Raw genomic sequence first — 17,921 nt, 5'->3', positions numbered from 1 at the left:
TTTATACTTGGTCTAAATAATCTATATTTGCCGGTGCTGTTGAAATGGCTAAATCAAATTCAGAATATTAAATTATCTCATGGCATTCTTTTGATCGGTTATCATGGAGGATTCTTCACATTCATATAGCAAATTGCGCATTTTAAGTCAGTCCGAAAACGGATACATTGGCCAGTGCAATTGCTGTGATCATTACAATTTCGCCTTTGGGAATTTCTTATTCATTTTCACAGCAGGTGGGCTGAATGGCTTTCATTCCGCACTTCATGATCATCAGCATGTACACGCACTGGATACGCCAATGTCCAATGGCAAGAGCATCCTTTTTCCGTCTCCTATTCCCAATTTCATGTTGTCTTTCAGCGAGGCAGAAATGGAGGAAGTGAAAGGACTATTTCAGGAAACCTTGCTTGTAATGGAGGTGGATAAAATTTTCTTGCAAAACAGATAAGGGCTTTACATACATTGACTTATGCTAACAAAGAATTCGTTTAAAATAGTACTTACGTTCTTTGCCATTTTTCTGGCTGCTTCAACAAAAGCATCCAAACCATTACGTATCGTGTCTGCGAACGGAACATTAAGTGAAATCATTTCAGGATTGGGTTTGGAAAAACAGCTGGTGGGTGTTGATATCACAAGCACTTATCCGGCATCGCTCGACAAAGTGCCAAAAATCGGTCACAATCGTAGTATTGCTGCCGAAGGAATTATCGCATTGAACCCGGACGTGATCGTATATACAGATCAGAGCATGTTGTCGCCCAGTTTGATCAAACAATTGAACAGCAGTGGAAAAAAGGTTGTAGAGTTCAAGCACGAATATTCGAAAGAAGGGGCTATCAAATTGATAAGAGAAGTAGGTGCTTACTTCAATGCCAAACCACAGGCAGAAAAAATGGTAAAATCGCTGGAAGCCGATCTTGCCAAAATAACGAAACCTGCTTCCCCTAAAAAACTTCTCTTCATCTACGCAAGAGGTACTGGTACATTGATGGTTTCTGGCACCGGTACTTCCCTTGACCGATTGTTTTCTCTGACGGGCAATAAGAATGCAGTTCAAGGTTTTACTGAGTTCAAGCCACTAACTGCTGAATCTCTTCTGGCCGCGAATCCGGATGTCCTGGTTTTATTTTCCAGTGGATTGGATAGCGTAGAAGGTGCAGACGGACTTTTGAAAGTACCAGGAATAGCCAATACCAATGCGGGAAGAAACAGGAAAATTGTGGCGATGGACGGTCAATTCTTAACGGGATTCGGACCAAGACTGGGAAAAGCAGCGATAGAATTAGCTCAAAAAATCAAATAATATGCAGGTTCAGACAAAGCCCGAACTTACATCTGTTATTTCAAACGTTCCTGCGAAACGAAAAATATCGACTTTGGGGGTGGCTACCGTACTGGGCATTCTGCTACTTATATGTGCGGTGATATCCGCATCAGTTGGTGCATTGACCATTACTCCTGCCGAATTGTTACAAATCATACTTTTTAAGCTTGGACTAGCCGATGTAGCGACATTCGAAGAACAAAAATCACTGGTTTTCTGGATCATAAGATTACCCAGGGTTTGTCTGGCTATTCTTGTTGGCGCTGGCCTGGGTATTGCCGGTGCATCTTTGCAAGGCCTTTTCCGAAATCCAATAGCCGATTCAGGATTAATAGGTGTTACATCCGGTGCTTCGCTATTTGCTGTAATAGTGATTATGCTCAACGCAAAATATTTTGGAATTATCAGTGAAATCGGAGGAGCTTACACGCTGTCAATTGCTTCGTTTGTTGGTGCCGCACTCACTACATTGCTGGTGTATCAGTTATCCAAACTCACCGGCGAAGGAGGGATGACAACCATACTTCTTTGTGGTATTGCTATCAATGCTTTTGTTGGCGCCATGACGGGCCTAATGACTTATCTTGCTAGCGACGACCAGCTTCGTACCATTACATTCTGGAACCTCGGAAGTCTTGGCGGAGCCAATTGGACATCTGTAATTGCCGTGGCGCCATTCGTATTTTGCTCTGTTCTTTTCATGCCCTATTTGTCCAAAGCCTTAAATCTTCTTGTATTGGGAGAAAGCCAGGCTGCTGCACTGGGTGTGAATATGACTGCTTTGAAACGTCAGGTGATCATACTTGCGACGATGGGAGTAGGAGCTTCCGTGGCTGTTGCCGGGACCATTGGTTTTGTTGGATTGGTTGTTCCGCATATCATCAGAAGCGCTTTTGGTCCTGATCATAAAACCCTTTTGGTGGGCTCTGCGTTGGGAGGAGCCATTGTGCTCACCTTGGCCGACACAATATCACGTACCGTTGTGGCACCGTCCGAGTTGCCTATTGGCATACTTACTGCGTTACTGGGAACGCCGTTCTTTTTGTACATTCTCTGGGACCAAAAAAGACGAAAAATATGATTGAGGTAACCAATGTCGATTTTGGTGTTAAAAACAGAAAACTGCTTCACAATGTAAGTTTCAGTGTAAAACCTGGTGAATTCTGGGCTATTGTGGGAGCTAACGGAGCGGGGAAGTCTACGCTGATGAAGTTGCTTTCACGGGAACATACGCCTACATCTGGAAGCATCACGTTTCATGGCAAGGACCTCAGAAAATATAAATTAAAAGAACTTGCCTGCAGACGTGCCGTTTTGGCGCAGCAAAATTCGATATCACTGGCTTTCTCAGTTCAGGAAATTGTGCTCATGGGACGTTATCCTTTTTACGATTCCCAGCCCACCGACCGTGATATTGCTATTGTAGATCATTGTTTGCAAAAAGTTGGGATTGCTCATTTTAAAGGCAGATTATTTCCTACACTTTCGGGAGGGGAGCAGCAACGGGTTCAGCTGGCGAGGACATTGGCTCAGATCTGGGAAATAGATCAGGGACTCATATTGCTTGATGAACCTACGACGGGAATGGATCTATTGCATCAGTACGAAACCTTTCGTTTGGCAAGGGAAATGACGGCAAAAGGATATGGTGTAATTGCGGTTGTTCACGATCTGAACCTGGCTCTGCAATATGCGGACCAGGTATTGATCATGAAAGACGGAAGCGCATTTGCGTCCGGAGCACCCGAGCAGGTTTTAACAGAAGAAAACATTAAAGACAGTTTCGGGCTGACTGTACGGATCATTCAGCCCGATCATACCCACTTCCCGATCATTGTTCCGGATATGTTACCGGACGCTTTAACGGGAGGTAATCACCATCGCATACAAAGTCAAAACTAATAACAGGAAAATAAGAATTCACTATGAAAACAATCCTCACAACAGGACGTGCAGAACTTAAAGATAGTTGGGCAGCATTTAAGCAGGAAAATCCCAAAACCCGCATCAGGGATGCAGCCAAAGAATTGAATACGACCGAAGCAGAACTTGTAGCAACGGGTATTGGAGAGAATGTTATTTTACTGGAAGGGGATTTTAGAGAATTGCTAAAAGAAGCCGGCTCGCTAGGGCACGTAATGGCTCTTACCCGCAACGATCACGTAGTACACGAACGCAAGGGAGTTTATGAAAATATATCTTTCAATAACCATGTTGGACTTGTTTTAGGTGCTGATATTGATCTTCGTCTGTTCCTCGGAGACTGGAAATTTGGCTTTGCAGTTCATGAAAGTGACCGTCATAGTTTACAGTTTTTTAACAGCAATGGTGATGCGGCTCATAAGATTTACCTGACAGAAAAAAGCGAGAAAGCGGGTTATGATGCTTTGGTAGAAAAATACAAAGCCGCTGATCAGGATGCTCAGTTATTAATATTGCCAAGAGCTGAAAAGAAGACAGAAGAAGAAACAATGCCGGAAATTGATGTGGAGGCTTTTCAGGCCGAATGGCTGGCTCTGAAAGATACACACGACTTCTTCACTTTGCTAAGAAAGTACAAACTGTCGCGCAAGCAGGCTTTGCGTAATGCTCCGGAAGGATATGCTTACCAAATCACACCGGAAAGTATGAAAACGGTTTTTGACAACGCTTCTGAAATTCAGGTGCCAATTATGGTGTTTGTTTCAAACCCAAACTGTATTCAGATTCACACAGGTCCTATCAATAAAATATTTGTGATGGGGCCGTGGTTGAACATCATGGATCCTGAGTTCAATCTGCATTTGCGTCAGGATGCGATCGATGAAGCGTGGGTGGTTAAAAAGCCAAGTGAGGCAGGTATCGTTACAGGCATCGAGCTGATCGATAAAGAAGGAACAATGTTCAATCAGTTTTTTGGAAAACGTAAACCAGGTATTCCCGAGTTACCAGAATGGACGAAACTGGTTGAAGATTCGGCAACCAGATTATAGAATTTTGCGGAAGTGTGTGGAGACACAAACAGCGGCTAAAAAATAATTTCGCCATAGTAATTAGAAATGGCCGGTCCGAATTGGATCGGTCTTTTTTTGTGACCCCCAAAGCCTGTTTTCATCTAAGCAATAGTCGAAATTCTGTGTTGTGAATCAAGCTCGTATCACTTTGAAAATTGGAAGTCATGAACGTGCGGTATTGCCTCATTTTGCTGGTTCAGTCACTCAGGAACATGGGTTTCCGTTATGTACTTTTCAGGATTTGTTTTGAAATTCAACGGCGAACCGGATTGCTGAAAATCCGTTTCCCAAAACACAACAGTAAGGTAAATGTTATCGCTCTTACTGACTGGCGCAACCAGTCCGCACAATTTTTCACTCCGCATTATGAGTCATTAAGGAAACTCAAATGCGAACAGGATTTTGAGTCACTACAAAAACGCGTGAAGGCAATTCACAGAGATGAATTCCAATATTTCAGTTGTCAACAGTTTCATGTTTCTGACTGGCATACCAATCCGGTAACCGGTTTTACATACGATCAGAATCAACACTGGAGTGAAATTCCCGACTTTTCTCGGCAGGCTGGTGATATCAAATATGTCTGGGAGAAATCACGGTTTACTTTTTTGTATGATCTCATTCGGTACGACTTCCATTTTGGCGAAGACCAGTCGCAAATGGTTTTTGATAAAATTGAAAGCTGGATAGATTCCAATCCGGCTAACTGCGGGCCCAACTGGAAATGTGGTCAGGAGATTAGTCTTCGTGTTTTCAACTGGACTTTCGCCTTGCATTATTACAAACAATCAGACCATTTGACAGAATTCTTGTTTGCTAAAATAGCGAACAGTATTTACCAGCAAATGAACCACGTTGACCGGAATATTCAATTTTCCAGGGTCGCTGTCAGGAACAATCATGCACTCACCGAAACACTTGCATTGTATTTGACCGGGCTATTGTATCCGTTTTTCCCTGAAAGTAAAGCCTGGAAAGAAAATGGTAAAAGATGGTTTGAAGAAGAGGTGGAATATCAGATTGACGAAAATGGGGCGTTTCTTCAATCCTCAATGAATTACCATCGTGTAGTAATTCAATTATTTACTTGGGCTATCAAATTAGCAGAACTGAATGAGGAACGATGGAATGATCTGGTTTATAATCGGGCGCGTAAATCTTTAAAGTTCCTTCGAAATTTTCAGAATGATAAAACCGGTTGGCTACCCAATTACGGAAACAACGATGGCGCTTTGTTTTTTCCTTTAAGCGAATGTCATTTCAGAGATTATCGGCCTCAATTGGCAGCATTGGCAAATGTGCTGAATGTTGATTTGGGTTATGAACCAGAAAACTGGGAAGAAGAAAATTTTTGGCTGGGAGTGTTGGGTGGAGGGCGTGGGGCAGAGGGACATAGAATCGCTCCAAATCATATGCCCCTTTCGCAAAGCGGATATTATGCGTTGCGGGAGAGCGAGTCTTTTACATTCATTCGGTGTGGTAATTACAAACACAGACCGTTTCAGGCTGATAATCTGCATATTGATATCTGGGTAAATGGTGAAAATATTCTGCGGGATGCGGGCTCATTTTCTTACCATATAGATGATAAAACCAGCCGATATTTTATGGGAACTACCTCTCACAATACCGTAATGCTAGGTGATTCTGATCAAATGAAAAAAGGACCGGGTTTCGTTTGGTTTAACTGGATCAAAAAGAGCGAGGGTGCGTGGAACGTATATGAAGAAAAAAGCGAGGTGGTTTTTGACGGTTATTTCGAAGGATTTAAACATTTGGGGTCTGGTATCATTCACCGCCGTCGGGTTACAAAAAAGTTGGGAGTTTTACGCTGGGTGGTGGAAGACTGGATTGAAAACCTGCCTCCGGGAATGGATATGAATCAGTTATGGCATCCTTCGGAAATATTTTTTGATCATTTTTCAATGAAGGCTTTTGATGAAAATGAGCGTGAAATTGTTCCAGTGATTTCATCGGGCTGGTACGCGGAGTTCTACGGAAAAAAATCGGAATGTCAGCAAATTACGTTTAGTTCAAAGCTCCCTTACATTCGTACAGTTATTGAGTTTTTATAGAATCGTAACCTGAGCAACTTATCTAAACAATTACAGTCTCAAAGGATAGAAATTGTAATTCTATTCCTGATGCACATTCTGCTGGTTCACCAATTTTTTCTGAAAGACAACGATGGCGGAGGTTCCCGATGGAATGAAATGAGCCGGATTTGGGTGGAGGCGGGCCATCAGGTTACCGTTTTGGCCGGAATTATCCATTATATGGAGCATAATTCTGCACAAATTTCTTCGAAATCGTTCACCTCAAAAATGAATTTCGATGGAGTAGAGGTAATTTCCTGCCCGGCCACAGCTGTAAGTACAAAGGGTTATTTCAAAAAACTATCAATTTTAATTTCCTTCACATTCAGCGCTCTTTGGGCTGGTATTTTTCATGCAAGATCAAAATATGATCTGGTGATTGTCAGTTCGCCGCCTTTGTTTGTTGGCATAACCGGCATTGTACTTTCCTGGCTTAAGCGCATTCCTTTTGTATTCGAAGTAAGAGATATCTGGCCAGAATCTGCGATACAAACGCACGTTTTGAAGAACAAACTTCTAATTAAAGCCGCCTACTGGCTCGAAGGATTTATATATGAAAAAGCACAACTGATAAACGTGTTAACTCCGGCTTTTCGGGAAATCCTGATGAAGAGGAAAAAGGTGCCTGCCGAAAAACTAATTTACATTCCCAATGCAGCAGATTTCAGGATTGCAAGTGAAGTGTCCATTCATTTTGACAGGGATAATTTCAGGAAGGAACATCAACTAGATCATAAATTTGTAATCGTTTATGTGGGTGCACACGGAATTGCCAATCACCTGATTCAGATATTGGAAACTGCTGAACTGGTTCAGGATACGAATGCATACTTTTTGCTGATAGGCGATGGGGATCACAAGAAATGGCTGGTCGATGAAGCGCAAAGAAGAAATTTAAAGAACGTCCGTTTTTTGGATAAAATGGCAAAGCATACTGTGTTTGAATTTATCCTTGCTTCGGATATGGGTACATCAGTGCTTCAAAAAATCGAAATTTTTAAAACCATATATTCGAATAAAACCTTTGATTATTTCTCCTGTAAAAAGCCGGTTTTAATGGTGATTGATGGCATTTCCAGAAAGCTGGTGGAAGAGGCAGACGCTGGAATATTTGTGGAGCCCGAAAATCCGTTGGACTTTGCTGAAAAGATTCGCTACTGTATCAATAATCAACATTTACTTCACCAACAAGGTGAAAATGGGTATCGTTATGCCGAAGAATATTTCAACCGGGATGTGCTGGCAAAACAGTATTTGGACTATCTTGAAGAACTTTAAATTAGAAAAAGACTTCAATGGTAAACTTCAGAAATATTCACCCCAGAAAAAGAATTGCACTGGTAGCGCATGATAATCGTAAAGCCGAGCTGATGGACTGGGCTTATGCAAACAGGGAAATGCTTGCCAAAAATGAGTTGTATGGCACCGGAACGACGGGGAAGTTACTAGAAGAAACGCTCAATCAACCTGTTATCCGTTTGCTTAGCGGTCCGCTTGGAGGTGACCAGCAAGTGGGATCAATGATTGCCGAAGAACGCATTGATCTGCTCATCTTTTTTTGGGATCCAATGTCAGCTCAGCCGCATGATCCGGATGTGAAAGCGTTGCTCCGGCTTTGTGTGGTATGGAATATCCCGGTAGCTTCCAACCGCGCCACGGCTGATTTTATGTTCACCTCGCCGCTGATGGACGAAGAATATATTGCTACACAAATCGATTACAGCACCTATTTGAACCGAAAAGTGTGAACCGAAAGGACTGTCTGCGGGTTTCATTTATAAAGAAATTACCAATGAAAAACGTAGCAGATTTATTTCCTTTGTCGATTACCGAAACCGCTTATTCTTACGCAGATTACATGTTGTTGATGGAAAAGGTTGTTGCTGAAAACAGGACAACCGGTCCGAAACAGTCGGAAGAATATGCCCATTATACTAAATTGAACCTGGCAAGAATGCAGCGGCTGAATAAAACGGTGGTCGTTGATGAAACGTTGAAAAACCTGGTTAGCCAGATCAGCATTCCTCAAACCTGGTATATCCTTACCGAGGCGTGGTGTGGCGATGCCGCCCAAAATATACCGGTGCTTGCTGCTGCGGCACTATCTAACCCTTCCATCACTGTAAAGCTGCTTTTACGGGACGAAAATCCTGCCTTGATGGATGCATATCTTAGCAATGGCGGACGGTCTATTCCAAAGTTAATTGCTGTGGATGGTGATTTTAATGAACTTTTCACCTGGGGACCACGTCCGGCGGGAGCCAATGAACTCATGCTTCAATTTAAGGCAGAGCCAACGAAAACGGTGAAGGAGTTCGTGGAGGACATCCAGCGGTGGTACATTGCTGACAAAACGAAATCCGTTCAAAAAGAATTGACGGAGATTCTGGAAGGAGTGTTCGTAGAAAAGTGAGTTTTTAGCCGGATTACTCTATCTTTGTAATAGGCTGATATCGTCATTTTATATTCTCTTCGAGAGATAGAATCTCAGCCCATTCAACGGTTTTGAACTGATTATTGAGATTATACCAACATTGTCGACCTACTTTAAAAATATATCAGACGGAATTGGCACCACGTTAAAAGGTATGCGGCTCACCTGGCGACACTTGTGGCAGGCTCGTCGGCGGCGTACCAATACCGATATCCGTTCTGGGAACTTCTTTGATTTACAGGACGGGCTGGTTACCATACAATACCCACAGGAAACCATTCCTATTCCCGACAACGGGCGTTACAGGCTGCACAATGAAATGGACGATTGTATAGTCTGTGACAAGTGTGTGAAGGTTTGTCCGGTTGACTGTATTGAGATTGAGCCGATTCGTGCCATTGAGGAAGTTGGACGTGCTTCTGACGGTTCGCCCATACGACTTTACGCTGCGAAATTCGATATTGACATGGCAAAGTGCTGCTATTGCGGCCTTTGTACCACCGTGTGCCCTACAGAATGCCTCACAATGACGAAGACATTCGATTACAGTGAGCTGGATGTGAGGGACATGGTGTACAATTATTCGAACCTGACGGAAGAACAAGCAGACGAGAAACGCATGCTGCTTGAACAATTCCAGAAAGAAAAAGAAGCGCTGAAAGCTGCGCAAAAAACGGTTACAGCTTCTGAGGTTACTCCGGATGCACCCAAGCCGAAACCTGCATTTAAGCCTACTATTAAACCTAAAATTCAGGAAAAAGAAGTTCAGGAAATCGAGGCGAAAGAGGAAACACCTGTTGCTCCGACACGTCCGACTTTCCAACCAAGAAAACCTTTTATACCAGTTGCAGCTAAATCGGAAGAAACGGATTCCCAGCCCGAAGTAACAAAAGAGCCAGTTGCAAAGCTTCCATTCAAGCCTTCGATGAAGCCAAAAACGGAAGCCGCTGAACCGAAGACAGACTTGCCCATTGAAGCAAACTCTGAACCAGTTGCAGCAAAACCAGCATTTCGTCCATCGATGAAGCCGAAAGTTGCTGATTCAGTTGAACCGATTTCTGAAATACCAGCAGATGAGACTCCTGCGCCTGTTGTAGGAAAACCTGCATTTCGTCCATCGATGAAGCCGAAAGTTGCTGATGCATCTGAACCGACTTCGGGAATACCAGCCGATGAAACTCCTGCACCAGTTGCAGCAAAACCAGCATTTCGTCCTACGATGAAACCAAAGGTTGCTGATTCATCTGAACCGATATCGGAAACACCAGCCGATGAACCTCCTGCACCTGTTGCCGCCAAGCCAGCGTTTCGTCCTACGATGAAGCCGAAGGTTGCTGATCCAGTTGAACCGATTTCGGAAACACCAGCAGATGAGATTCCTGCTCCAGTTGCGGCTAAACCAGCATTTCGCCCAACGATGAAGCCGAAGGTTGCTGATCCTGCTACACCGATTTCGGAAACACCAGCAGCTGACACTCCTGCTCCTGTCGCCGCAAAACCCGCATTTCGCCCAACGATGAAACCAAAGGTTGCTGATGTGCCTGAACCGACTTCGGAAGCACCAGTAGAATCAAGTCCTGAACCTGTCGCCGCCAAGCCAGCGTTTCGTCCGACGATGAAACCGAAAACTGATGTTAAAGCAGAGAGTAAGACGGTGGTTTCGGAAGAAAAGACCGGTGAGATCAGTGAAGAAAAACCGGAGGAGATTGTGAAGCCCAAACCTGCGTTTCGCCCGACGATGAAACCAAAACCTAAGGACGAGTAAATCAGATTGATATTCAAATGGAAGCAGCAGCGTTTTATAGCTTTTCTATACTGGCCATTGCATCGGCACTTTTTATATTGTTTTCACGAAACCTGATCTACGGTGCGTTTGCCTTGTTTCTGGCATTCCTGGGTGTCGCGGCGTTGTATGTACTGGCCGGTGCCGATTTTTTGGCTGTTACTCAAATCATGGTTTATGTAGGAGGTATACTTGTTCTCCTTATTTTCGGGATCATGCTTACACAAAAAGCAAATAATAACACCGTTTCAGATACCCCCAACAAGGTCGAAGTTCTTCCTTCCAGGGAAATTGCAGGTTTTCTTGCCGGTTCAGGGTTATTCGTGTTCTTAGGTTATATCATTCTTGATGCCCGTTTTGCCATGCAAGGCGAGGTGATCAGCAGCAATTCTACAATCCGAACTATCGGTGTTGAGCTGATGACAAGCCATCTATTACCTTTTGAAATTGCTGCAATACTTTTGCTCGTTGCTTTGGTAGGAGCCGCTTATCTTGCATTAAACCGAAATCCTGCCCAATGAATACCATTCCGTTAGAACATTATCTATTTGTTGCGGCAGCGCTATTTTGCATCGGTTTGGCAATTACCATCACCAAAAGGCATTTCATTGGTATGTTGCTTGGGATAGAACTCATGCTCAATGCCGTCAACATAAACCTGATCGCTTTTAGTCGTTACGATCCTGAAAAACTGAGCGGACAACTTTTTGCCCTTTTTGTAATTGTAGTTGCAGCAGCAGAGGTAACCGTGGCTCTGGCTATTATTTTACGGGTTTTTGGGCATTACAACACCGTGGATCCTGACAAGGTAAGCGACCTTAAAAAATAGGTTTGCTGCCAGAAAAAAGAAGAAAAGGGATACATTTGCCAACCGGTTTATCGTCTTTTAACAACATCTTAAGTCCAAATGAATTGGATATTTCTTGTTCTCGCTTTTCTGATTGGAATTTCAAATGCCGTTCAATCCGGGGTAAACGCGCAATTACGGGAATCAATCAACAATCCAATTCTGGCGGGAATCTTTTCCTTTTCTATCGGCCTGGTTATTCTTCTCATCGTTTTTGCCTGTTTTAATGAGAATCCGGTTCCTAAAATAAACGACTTTCAACAGATCCCACTGACCCGCTTTTTGGGAGGCGCACTTGGCGCATTCTATGTAATCACTGTTATTTTTATTGTCCGCAAAATAGGCTCTTCCAATATGATGTGCCTGATTATTGCCGGACAAATGGCAACGGTAATGACCATCGATCACTTCGGTTTACAAGGTTTTGCAGTGCATCAAATTACACTTCCAAGACTTACAGGAGCGGTTTTGGTTGTCGCTGGGGTTGTTTTAATTCTGAAAAATTGAATTAAAATGTCAGACCAAAGCCAACCTTGAATGATCCCAACCTATTTGCTCCTGGTTGACCTCTCAACAAATTCCAGCTCTGTGTTCCGGAAATGTCTACATAAGCATTGCGGAATAGCGTTTTCTGATATCCGTACGTAAAACCTGCACCCAAATGTCGTTTGTCCCGATTGTATATGTCGGAATGGTGATAATAAACGTAGTCTACATTGGGACCTGCATAAAAACCCGACAAATTATTTCCGCCGCGTCCTTTACGGATATTTCGTTTCTGCAAAAAGTAATATCTGGCTTGTACGGACGACCGAAATTGATAACTGTTAGTATTGTATATCTCAGAGTCCGAAATTGATGTGAAAGCCATGCGGAGATAATCACCTGATACTTGTGTGTTGATTGAAACGGGAGAATTACCAAGTTTTCTCTCGTATGCGAGTCCAAGTGAGACACTTGTGATGTGGCTTATTCTTACAGTTGGCCAGAGCACTTTCCATTGGCTGGAAACCACCTCGTCGCAACGAAATACATCACAGGCTGGAATGTGTCCTGCTCTTTTCCAGTCGCCAAAAGCAAATCCTAATGTCGTTCTTGTAGAAATTTCAAAATTGTTTATTTTTCGGTAAACGTTAGAATAGTTGTACGGATTATCGAAGTAGTATACACCCGCTGCAAAGTCAAGTATTCCATTGTTAAAAAATCTTCTTTGCAAACCAAATTCGACACCTGCTCTCATGTGGTTGGCAGAATAATCTCTCCAATTGTTTTCTGCTATAATTGCCAGATAATTCCCGCTAAAATTGTTGGCACTTCTACCCTCAGCGATCCTCCGGTTCATATCGAAATACCAGCGTCCCTGGAAACTTGCTGCCAGATTTCCTCGCCATCCTGAGCTGGATAACCAGCCACCAGTGCTTTTGATATTTGCCCCAAGCGAAATAGAAGGTGATAATTTAAACTCATATCCGGCGGTGAGCCACCCGGTTTGAATACCAGATCCGCCAAATTCAAAGCGACCGAGCGGATAGAATTCCAATCCAACTTTAAACATATGCCGTGTCGGCACTTTGGTCATAAACACATTCTCATATCTGTCTATGAAACGTTGCTTTATGAGCGTGTCCTGTTCAGATGTGTATACGATTTTGGTTGTATCCTGGGCATGAAGTTTCCCTGCAAAGACAAAAAGAAGTAGTAAGAGAAGTTTTTTCATGGCTGATAGATGGTTGTTTTTCAGTGAGATCAACGTTTTATTCCTCCCTGATGCATGTGCGAAAACATGCTATCCATTTTGTCGTTAATCCTTTTTATTTCCAGTATTATCTGTCGGTCTGTTTTCAGGTAATGAACGTCTTCCTTTTCATTTGAAAGAAGGCCATCCAATCTCAGCAGACTGTCGGAAGGGTAGTGGTATTTGGCTATTGTTCCATTTTTTGAAGTTTTAGCAAGCATATCCTGATACATCCATTCCTGTCTTAAATCCTCGAATGTGTTGTTCGCCGTTTGCATTTTTCCCATCCTGCAATTTTTAGATAGCAAGAACAAATGCTGGTTGATCTTGATCCATCTGTGATAATAGTGTTGTTCATTTTCCATGGGAGGCGTGGTGGTTTGGTTGTTGCGATAAAACATATAACACAAAGCGGTAATGATCAGAAATAGGAATACGAATGGCTTGATTCCTTTTAGCATTAAAATACTCGATAGAAATTCATAGTTTAGAATGCTAATCCAACCGAAAGATTCCCCCTAAAACCAAATGAATTTTGGTCATTATAGAACTCTCTTTTATAGTTGTAAGAAGTATTTAAATCAATGTATCCGTTTTTGAAAACCCTTTGCTGGAAGCCTATCATGGGACCGATGTGGAGGGTGTTTTGTTTTACAATTGCTTTTCCCCTCATGTATGAAAGGTCTCCATGATCTCCAATGTAAAAATTATTTTCAAAATTGATCCCCGTGTAGAATGAGGACAATCCATTACTCGTCCGACCGCGCGTTTGCTGTCTTTTTTGTAAAAAGTAATATCTGGGTTGAATTGAGAATGAGGAAAAAAACTCTTTGGAAAATGTGAGTTTGTAGCTATAAGGATAATATTCTGGTGTAAAGTCAGCCAGATTTTTTCTGCTTATATAGTTAAATCCTTTGTTTACACCTAAATCCAGCTGAAAATTGAGCGAAAATGGAGTCTCCTTTACTTTACGTTCGTATGCAACACCTGCACGAATTCTGTTTAAATAATATCCAAAGGTTAGTTCCGGTAGTTTAATTTTCCATTGCTCTTGAATATTTTCGTCGCAAAACAGTATGTCACAAATAGGAGCAGACTTAGCTTTTTTCCAATCGCCAAAAGCAAATCCAAAGCTGGCCTGAGTTGAGATGGAATTTCCACCCTGTATTTCATGCTCCAAGGCAATTGCAAAATCCATAAATCCAGAGTTTAAAAAGCGCCTTTGAAGCCCTAATTTCAATCCGACGATTTCCCGATAATCGTAGGTTCCTGGTAAATTGTAAAATAGTGCGGCGTAATTACCACTAAAATTGTTTGCACTCTTGCCTTTTCTTATTCTCCTTTTCATATCAACAAACCAGCGCAATTGTGCATCTAAAACAGTGCTTGACCAAGCATATCGGAGTGGTGCAGAGGTTCCGTAATTAGGAATATGGCCCGAAAGTGCAATTGAAAATGCTGGTAGAAATTTAAACTCATACCCTAAGTGCAGGGATAAATTGGTAAATGGCATTTCATTATATAGCGGAAAAGGGGTAGCCTGATAATACTGCGAAATCCCCACCTTAAACATATGCCGTGTCGGCACTTTTGTCATAAATACATTTTCGTATCTATCGATAAAGCGCTGTTTTACAAGCGTATCCTGGATTTCAGAATAGCTTATCTGCGTGCTATCCTGAGCCAATACGACGTTGGTAAAAAGCAAAATGAATATAAGAGTCCCGGCTATTCTCATAGCTAATGTATTGTTGATGAGTAGTTATTACCTAATAGTCAGATCGCCGAATTCTGCATTGATCTGTATATGAGCCAGTCTGTTTTTTGAGAAAAAGGCATCCTTAAAGTCTGTCGTGTTTCGTTTCCATTTAAATCCATTGGGGAGTTTTACCGTGGAGTAGGCACTATTGATAGTGTAATCGAACTGCTGCCAGTTTTTTGTAAGGAAAGAAACCACCGATTTTTTGGATTGAATAGCAAGGCTGGAAAGTGCAGGAGATGAGTGTATCTCAATGTTTCCATATACCGCATCCACACTGAAAGCACCGCCTATGGTCTCTAAACGCACGTTGGTATGATCAGTGGAAAGCGAGAATGTGCCGGAAATGTCCGTTCCGTTCAATTCACCAAACGTAGTTCCAACAACTCCTTTGCCTCTGATGTTGGAAAGAGATGTGCTACAAAAATCTGCCTTCATTTTGATGTTGTTTGTAAGTCCTTTCATCAGAATGGTCCCGAAAGTGTTTTTAAGATCAATGGCGCAGGACGCGGGAAGATGAATGGTATATTTGGCTTTGAGGTTGGAGAGCGGTTTACTTTCACCTTCTTTCAGTTGAATATAATTGCGTAAGAAATAATCCCTTCCGCTGCGGTCGGCCAGGAATTGGGATTTGCCCAGGTCTGCTGTTGCGGTAGCTTTATCAGGATGGCGGGACGACAATTCCAAAACCACCGAAATGTCTTGCCGATCCCATGCAATGAGTTCGATATCCGCTTTTTCAGCATTGATGTGAAGCGTGCGGATGGCAGGTGTTTTGATTGTTTTTTCAACCGTTTTGGTAGCCACTTGCAACACCCCCTGCGCATGCACGGATTGCTCATTGAACAGAACGCTCAGTATAAGTATTGCTGTGACAAACAGCAGATTTCGTAAAAGTTTATTCTCAAATTTTTTCATGGTTTTTGTGCTAAATCATTTTTGCCATTTTATTCAAAATTCCTGCTTTTTCCTGCTCCACCATGCTCAGCTGCCTCACGAGTTCAGGTTCCGAATTGTAATTTCCCATTGCTGCCTGAAGTTGTTCCGAGGCAAGTTGTAATGTTTCGTATTCTTCTTTTAATTGCTTAAAATCAACGGTATTACAAACCAACGTTTCCGATTCGCACCAGGCTTTTAGTTTCTGATACTGGTTATCGGTTTCTTGTATTTCGGCGGTTTGCAGGCGTTCGTCAACCACTTCCTCAGAGTAGGTGATTATCTTTCCTTTGTCCTTATTCACAAACCAAAAACCGATCGGACCAACTAACAGCAGCACGGCAGCAGCATACCACCAGGTAACTAATGTTTTCCTTTTTTGCTGAGAATTTAGTTCAAGCACTTCCCATATTCTGTCGTCAGGCTCATATTCAGGAAGGCTTGCAAGTGCCTGTTGTAATGGTAATTCATTCAGTTTTCGATCTATATCATTCCAAACCATCTCCTTTGGCTCGTAGGAGGGAAGGTTTTGTAAGGCGTCTTTTAATATTTCTCTGTTATGCTCCATGTTTTTCATCATTTGGAAGTGAGCATGATCCGTAATTTTCTTTTGGCATGAAACAGCTGAGACTTTGAAGTTCCTTCGGAAATACCAAGCATTGCTGCGATTTCACGATGTGTATAACCTTCTACTTCAGCCAATACGAAAATGGTACGAAAGCCATCGGGTAAAGCCAGAATTGCGGTTTCCAGATGTGCAATGTTGATGTTGTCATCAGCCCAATTGATACTTTCCACGGGGCTATCATCCAAATTTTGCCAGACAACTATTTTCTTCTTTTTAGTAGCTTTCCGTATTACGATTTGCCTGATCCAGGCGCCAAGTGTTGCTTCCCCTCTGAACTGGCTCAAATGTTTAAACACTTCAAGAAACGCATCCTGAATGACATCGTTTGCATCATCAAAATCACCGGTAATGCGATAGGCGAGCGTGTACATGGCTTTCTTGTACCGGTCGTAAAGGAGCCGTTGCGCAAGTCGGTCATGTAAAAGGCAACCCGAAATAAGTTCCGCCTCCGATGTCATGGATAGGTATTTAGTGTTTCCGGATTAAAGAGGCTTTTAGGTAGCAGAATGGTTGTATGGGTGCGAAAAAATGTTTGCACAAACTACTATAATCTTGCTAAATGTGTCAATTATATGCCGGGGATGCACGAATTGTTCACAGATTAAGAATTGTGAATATTGCGGGTGACCAAGTGGAGTGGCTTGCTGAGCAATCCGGTTTTTCGATATTTTTCTAACAGTAATCAATTATTATCCGATAATTTTCCAGTAGTAATGGCGAATTATCAGATAGTGGCGCTTTTTCACAATAGATGATGACTACCGTATTCTAATTTTAGTATCGCTAACGAGAGTGAATTTGTTGATAATTTGCTCGCTGTAAGTCTGTAAAATTTTTACAATGACATCCGAAATCTCCGTTACACTTTGAGATGAAAGTCTAAGGAGGATAACTCCTTTGTGTGGAAGTTGCTTTCTTATAACCAGATCACCAAAATCTTTATCATTTGTTAAAAGTATGCAATCCAATTCATTTGCAACAGACAGTACAAAGTTATCATCCTCGCCCTGGTGCATGTCCATAATAGAAAATACTTCGAATCCGAGTTCTCTTAAATTTCGAATTACCGGATAATCAATATTTTCATCAGCGAGTATACGCATCATGCAGCAATGTCATGGATGATTTCGTTTTTAACGGAATCGACAGCATAGAGTAAGCAAGCGCGTATGGAGTCTGCCGAAAGATGAGGGTAGGATTCAAGAAGTTGTTCCGTCGTCCAGCCGTTGCCAAGCCTTTCCAAAATTAGTTCAACAGTTATACGGGTTCCTTTAATAACAGGCTTACCTGTCATAACCTGGGGATTCAAGGAGATATATTCTTGCCAGTTCATTTTCTTTCAACTTAGTTAATACAAATATAACGAGTAACGACTGTAAA

21 protein-coding genes are annotated in these 17,921 nt (G+C 42.4%); 13 read left to right on the top strand and 8 right to left on the bottom strand.

All coding sequences use genetic code 11. The features are described from left to right. Positions 1 to 103 precede the first annotated feature (103 nt). The 13 genes from LZG71_RS21670 (at position 104) to LZG71_RS21610 (ending at position 11,990) form a co-directional block, all read left to right on the top strand. On the top strand, positions 104 to 451 hold the full coding sequence (locus LZG71_RS21670) for a DUF6686 family protein (RefSeq protein ID WP_233823943.1): 348 nt from the start codon (positions 104 to 106) through the stop codon (positions 449 to 451). A gap of 21 nt (positions 452 to 472) precedes the next feature. Next, on the top strand, positions 473 to 1,309 hold the full coding sequence (locus tag LZG71_RS21665; RefSeq protein WP_233823942.1) for a hemin ABC transporter substrate-binding protein: 837 nt from the start codon (positions 473 to 475) through the stop codon (positions 1,307 to 1,309). A gap of 1 nt (position 1,310) precedes the next feature. Beyond that, a complete protein-coding gene (locus tag LZG71_RS21660; protein ID WP_233823941.1) occupies positions 1,311 to 2,411 on the top strand; it encodes an iron ABC transporter permease in 1,101 nt (366 codons plus the stop codon). Further along, positions 2,408 to 3,232, top strand: coding sequence for a heme ABC transporter ATP-binding protein (locus tag LZG71_RS21655; RefSeq protein ID WP_233823940.1), 825 nt, complete (start codon positions 2,408 to 2,410; stop codon positions 3,230 to 3,232). Before LZG71_RS21660 ends, LZG71_RS21655 begins: the two co-directional genes overlap by 4 nt. Positions 3,233 to 3,255: 23 nt before the next feature. After that, the gene (locus tag LZG71_RS21650) at positions 3,256 to 4,302 is read left to right on the top strand and encodes a hemin-degrading factor (protein WP_233823939.1); all 1,047 of its coding nucleotides are present in this window, start codon (positions 3,256 to 3,258) and stop codon (positions 4,300 to 4,302) included. A 185-nt stretch (positions 4,303 to 4,487) separates the two neighbouring features. Next, positions 4,488 to 6,398, top strand: a complete 1,911-nt coding sequence (locus LZG71_RS21645; RefSeq protein ID WP_233823938.1) for an alginate lyase family protein — start codon at positions 4,488 to 4,490, stop codon at positions 6,396 to 6,398. A 69-nt stretch (positions 6,399 to 6,467) separates the two neighbouring features. Next, positions 6,468 to 7,697: a glycosyltransferase family 4 protein gene (locus LZG71_RS21640; RefSeq protein WP_233823937.1), complete on the top strand. Its 1,230-nt coding sequence runs from the start codon at positions 6,468 to 6,470 to the stop codon at positions 7,695 to 7,697. Positions 7,698 to 7,714: 17 nt separating this feature from the next. After that, positions 7,715 to 8,167, top strand: a complete 453-nt coding sequence (locus LZG71_RS21635) for a methylglyoxal synthase (protein WP_233823936.1) — start codon at positions 7,715 to 7,717, stop codon at positions 8,165 to 8,167. Between the two features lie 44 nt (positions 8,168 to 8,211). Continuing rightward, complete coding sequence (locus LZG71_RS21630; protein WP_233823935.1) at positions 8,212 to 8,832, top strand: thioredoxin family protein; 621 nt, start codon at positions 8,212 to 8,214, stop codon at positions 8,830 to 8,832. A gap of 121 nt (positions 8,833 to 8,953) precedes the next feature. Further along, positions 8,954 to 10,618, top strand: coding sequence for a 4Fe-4S dicluster domain-containing protein (locus tag LZG71_RS21625; protein ID WP_233823934.1), 1,665 nt, complete (start codon positions 8,954 to 8,956; stop codon positions 10,616 to 10,618). Between the two features lie 17 nt (positions 10,619 to 10,635). Continuing rightward, positions 10,636 to 11,157 (top strand): NADH-quinone oxidoreductase subunit J, encoded by a 522-nt coding sequence (locus LZG71_RS21620; protein WP_233823933.1) that lies wholly within the window; start codon positions 10,636 to 10,638, stop codon positions 11,155 to 11,157. Then, positions 11,154 to 11,465 carry an NADH-quinone oxidoreductase subunit NuoK gene (gene nuoK / locus LZG71_RS21615; protein WP_255713145.1) on the top strand — a complete coding sequence of 104 codons (312 nt, stop codon included), beginning with the start codon at positions 11,154 to 11,156 and terminating at the stop codon, positions 11,463 to 11,465. Before LZG71_RS21620 ends, nuoK begins: the two co-directional genes overlap by 4 nt. A gap of 78 nt (positions 11,466 to 11,543) precedes the next feature. Then, positions 11,544 to 11,990, top strand: coding sequence for a DMT family transporter (locus tag LZG71_RS21610; RefSeq protein WP_233823932.1), 447 nt, complete (start codon positions 11,544 to 11,546; stop codon positions 11,988 to 11,990). Position 11,991: 1 nt separating this feature from the next. Here the strand turns inward: LZG71_RS21610 and LZG71_RS21605 are convergent, their stop codons facing one another. The 8 genes from LZG71_RS21605 to LZG71_RS21570 form a co-directional block, all read right to left on the bottom strand. Further along, positions 11,992 to 13,200: a hypothetical protein gene (locus tag LZG71_RS21605; protein ID WP_233823931.1), complete on the bottom strand. Its 1,209-nt coding sequence runs from the start codon at positions 13,198 to 13,200 to the stop codon at positions 11,992 to 11,994. A gap of 29 nt (positions 13,201 to 13,229) precedes the next feature. After that, a complete protein-coding gene (locus tag LZG71_RS21600) occupies positions 13,230 to 13,679 on the bottom strand; it encodes a hypothetical protein (RefSeq protein WP_233823930.1) in 450 nt (149 codons plus the stop codon). A gap of 26 nt (positions 13,680 to 13,705) precedes the next feature. Beyond that, complete coding sequence (locus tag LZG71_RS21595; protein WP_233823929.1) at positions 13,706 to 14,956, bottom strand: hypothetical protein; 1,251 nt, start codon at positions 14,954 to 14,956, stop codon at positions 13,706 to 13,708. A gap of 27 nt (positions 14,957 to 14,983) precedes the next feature. Next, a complete protein-coding gene (locus LZG71_RS21590) occupies positions 14,984 to 15,895 on the bottom strand; it encodes a DUF4097 family beta strand repeat-containing protein (RefSeq protein ID WP_233823928.1) in 912 nt (303 codons plus the stop codon). A 10-nt stretch (positions 15,896 to 15,905) separates the two neighbouring features. After that, positions 15,906 to 16,481: a hypothetical protein gene (locus tag LZG71_RS21585; protein WP_233823927.1), complete on the bottom strand. Its 576-nt coding sequence runs from the start codon at positions 16,479 to 16,481 to the stop codon at positions 15,906 to 15,908. Between the two features lie 8 nt (positions 16,482 to 16,489). Next, positions 16,490 to 16,999 carry an RNA polymerase sigma factor gene (locus LZG71_RS21580; protein WP_233823926.1) on the bottom strand — a complete coding sequence of 170 codons (510 nt, stop codon included), beginning with the start codon at positions 16,997 to 16,999 and terminating at the stop codon, positions 16,490 to 16,492. A gap of 300 nt (positions 17,000 to 17,299) precedes the next feature. After that, a complete protein-coding gene (locus LZG71_RS21575) occupies positions 17,300 to 17,647 on the bottom strand; it encodes a DUF5615 family PIN-like protein (RefSeq protein ID WP_233823925.1) in 348 nt (115 codons plus the stop codon). Next, positions 17,644 to 17,874 carry a DUF433 domain-containing protein gene (locus LZG71_RS21570; RefSeq protein WP_233823924.1) on the bottom strand — a complete coding sequence of 77 codons (231 nt, stop codon included), beginning with the start codon at positions 17,872 to 17,874 and terminating at the stop codon, positions 17,644 to 17,646. The genes LZG71_RS21575 and LZG71_RS21570 overlap by 4 nt, the downstream gene beginning before the upstream one ends. Positions 17,875 to 17,921 lie beyond the last annotated feature (47 nt).

Source organism: Dyadobacter sp. CY312, from assembly GCF_021390535.1.
In the GTDB taxonomy this organism is placed as follows: domain Bacteria; phylum Bacteroidota; class Bacteroidia; order Cytophagales; family Spirosomataceae; genus Dyadobacter.
Note: the sequence above shows the minus strand (reverse complement) of the source record. Positions and strands in the feature narration are given on the sequence as shown.

What these genes read in the sequence shown, in the direction of transcription:
- LZG71_RS21605 (WP_233823931.1), bottom strand. Translation starts at nt 13,200, where the DNA reads ATGAAAAAACTTCTCTTACTACTTCTTTTTGTCTTTGCAGGGAAACTT.
- LZG71_RS21630 (WP_233823935.1), top strand. Translation starts at nt 8,212, where the DNA reads ATGAAAAACGTAGCAGATTTATTTCCTTTGTCGATTACCGAAACCGCT.
- LZG71_RS21655 (WP_233823940.1), top strand. Translation starts at nt 2,408, where the DNA reads ATGATTGAGGTAACCAATGTCGATTTTGGTGTTAAAAACAGAAAACTG.
- nuoK (WP_255713145.1), top strand. Translation starts at nt 11,154, where the DNA reads ATGAATACCATTCCGTTAGAACATTATCTATTTGTTGCGGCAGCGCTA.
- LZG71_RS21595 (WP_233823929.1), bottom strand. Translation starts at nt 14,956, where the DNA reads ATGAGAATAGCCGGGACTCTTATATTCATTTTGCTTTTTACCAACGTC.
- LZG71_RS21570 (WP_233823924.1), bottom strand. Translation starts at nt 17,874, where the DNA reads ATGAACTGGCAAGAATATATCTCCTTGAATCCCCAGGTTATGACAGGT.
- LZG71_RS21665 (WP_233823942.1), top strand. Translation starts at nt 473, where the DNA reads ATGCTAACAAAGAATTCGTTTAAAATAGTACTTACGTTCTTTGCCATT.
- LZG71_RS21620 (WP_233823933.1), top strand. Translation starts at nt 10,636, where the DNA reads ATGGAAGCAGCAGCGTTTTATAGCTTTTCTATACTGGCCATTGCATCG.
- LZG71_RS21575 (WP_233823925.1), bottom strand. Translation starts at nt 17,647, where the DNA reads ATGATGCGTATACTCGCTGATGAAAATATTGATTATCCGGTAATTCGA.
- LZG71_RS21610 (WP_233823932.1), top strand. Translation starts at nt 11,544, where the DNA reads ATGAATTGGATATTTCTTGTTCTCGCTTTTCTGATTGGAATTTCAAAT.
- LZG71_RS21585 (WP_233823927.1), bottom strand. Translation starts at nt 16,481, where the DNA reads ATGGAGCATAACAGAGAAATATTAAAAGACGCCTTACAAAACCTTCCC.
- LZG71_RS21580 (WP_233823926.1), bottom strand. Translation starts at nt 16,999, where the DNA reads ATGACATCGGAGGCGGAACTTATTTCGGGTTGCCTTTTACATGACCGA.
- LZG71_RS21635 (WP_233823936.1), top strand. Translation starts at nt 7,715, where the DNA reads ATGGTAAACTTCAGAAATATTCACCCCAGAAAAAGAATTGCACTGGTA.
- LZG71_RS21600 (WP_233823930.1), bottom strand. Translation starts at nt 13,679, where the DNA reads ATGCTAAAAGGAATCAAGCCATTCGTATTCCTATTTCTGATCATTACC.
- LZG71_RS21660 (WP_233823941.1), top strand. Translation starts at nt 1,311, where the DNA reads ATGCAGGTTCAGACAAAGCCCGAACTTACATCTGTTATTTCAAACGTT.
- LZG71_RS21645 (WP_233823938.1), top strand. Translation starts at nt 4,488, where the DNA reads ATGAACGTGCGGTATTGCCTCATTTTGCTGGTTCAGTCACTCAGGAAC.
- LZG71_RS21590 (WP_233823928.1), bottom strand. Translation starts at nt 15,895, where the DNA reads ATGAAAAAATTTGAGAATAAACTTTTACGAAATCTGCTGTTTGTCACA.
- LZG71_RS21640 (WP_233823937.1), top strand. Translation starts at nt 6,468, where the DNA reads ATGCACATTCTGCTGGTTCACCAATTTTTTCTGAAAGACAACGATGGC.
- LZG71_RS21650 (WP_233823939.1), top strand. Translation starts at nt 3,256, where the DNA reads ATGAAAACAATCCTCACAACAGGACGTGCAGAACTTAAAGATAGTTGG.
- LZG71_RS21670 (WP_233823943.1), top strand. Translation starts at nt 104, where the DNA reads ATGGAGGATTCTTCACATTCATATAGCAAATTGCGCATTTTAAGTCAG.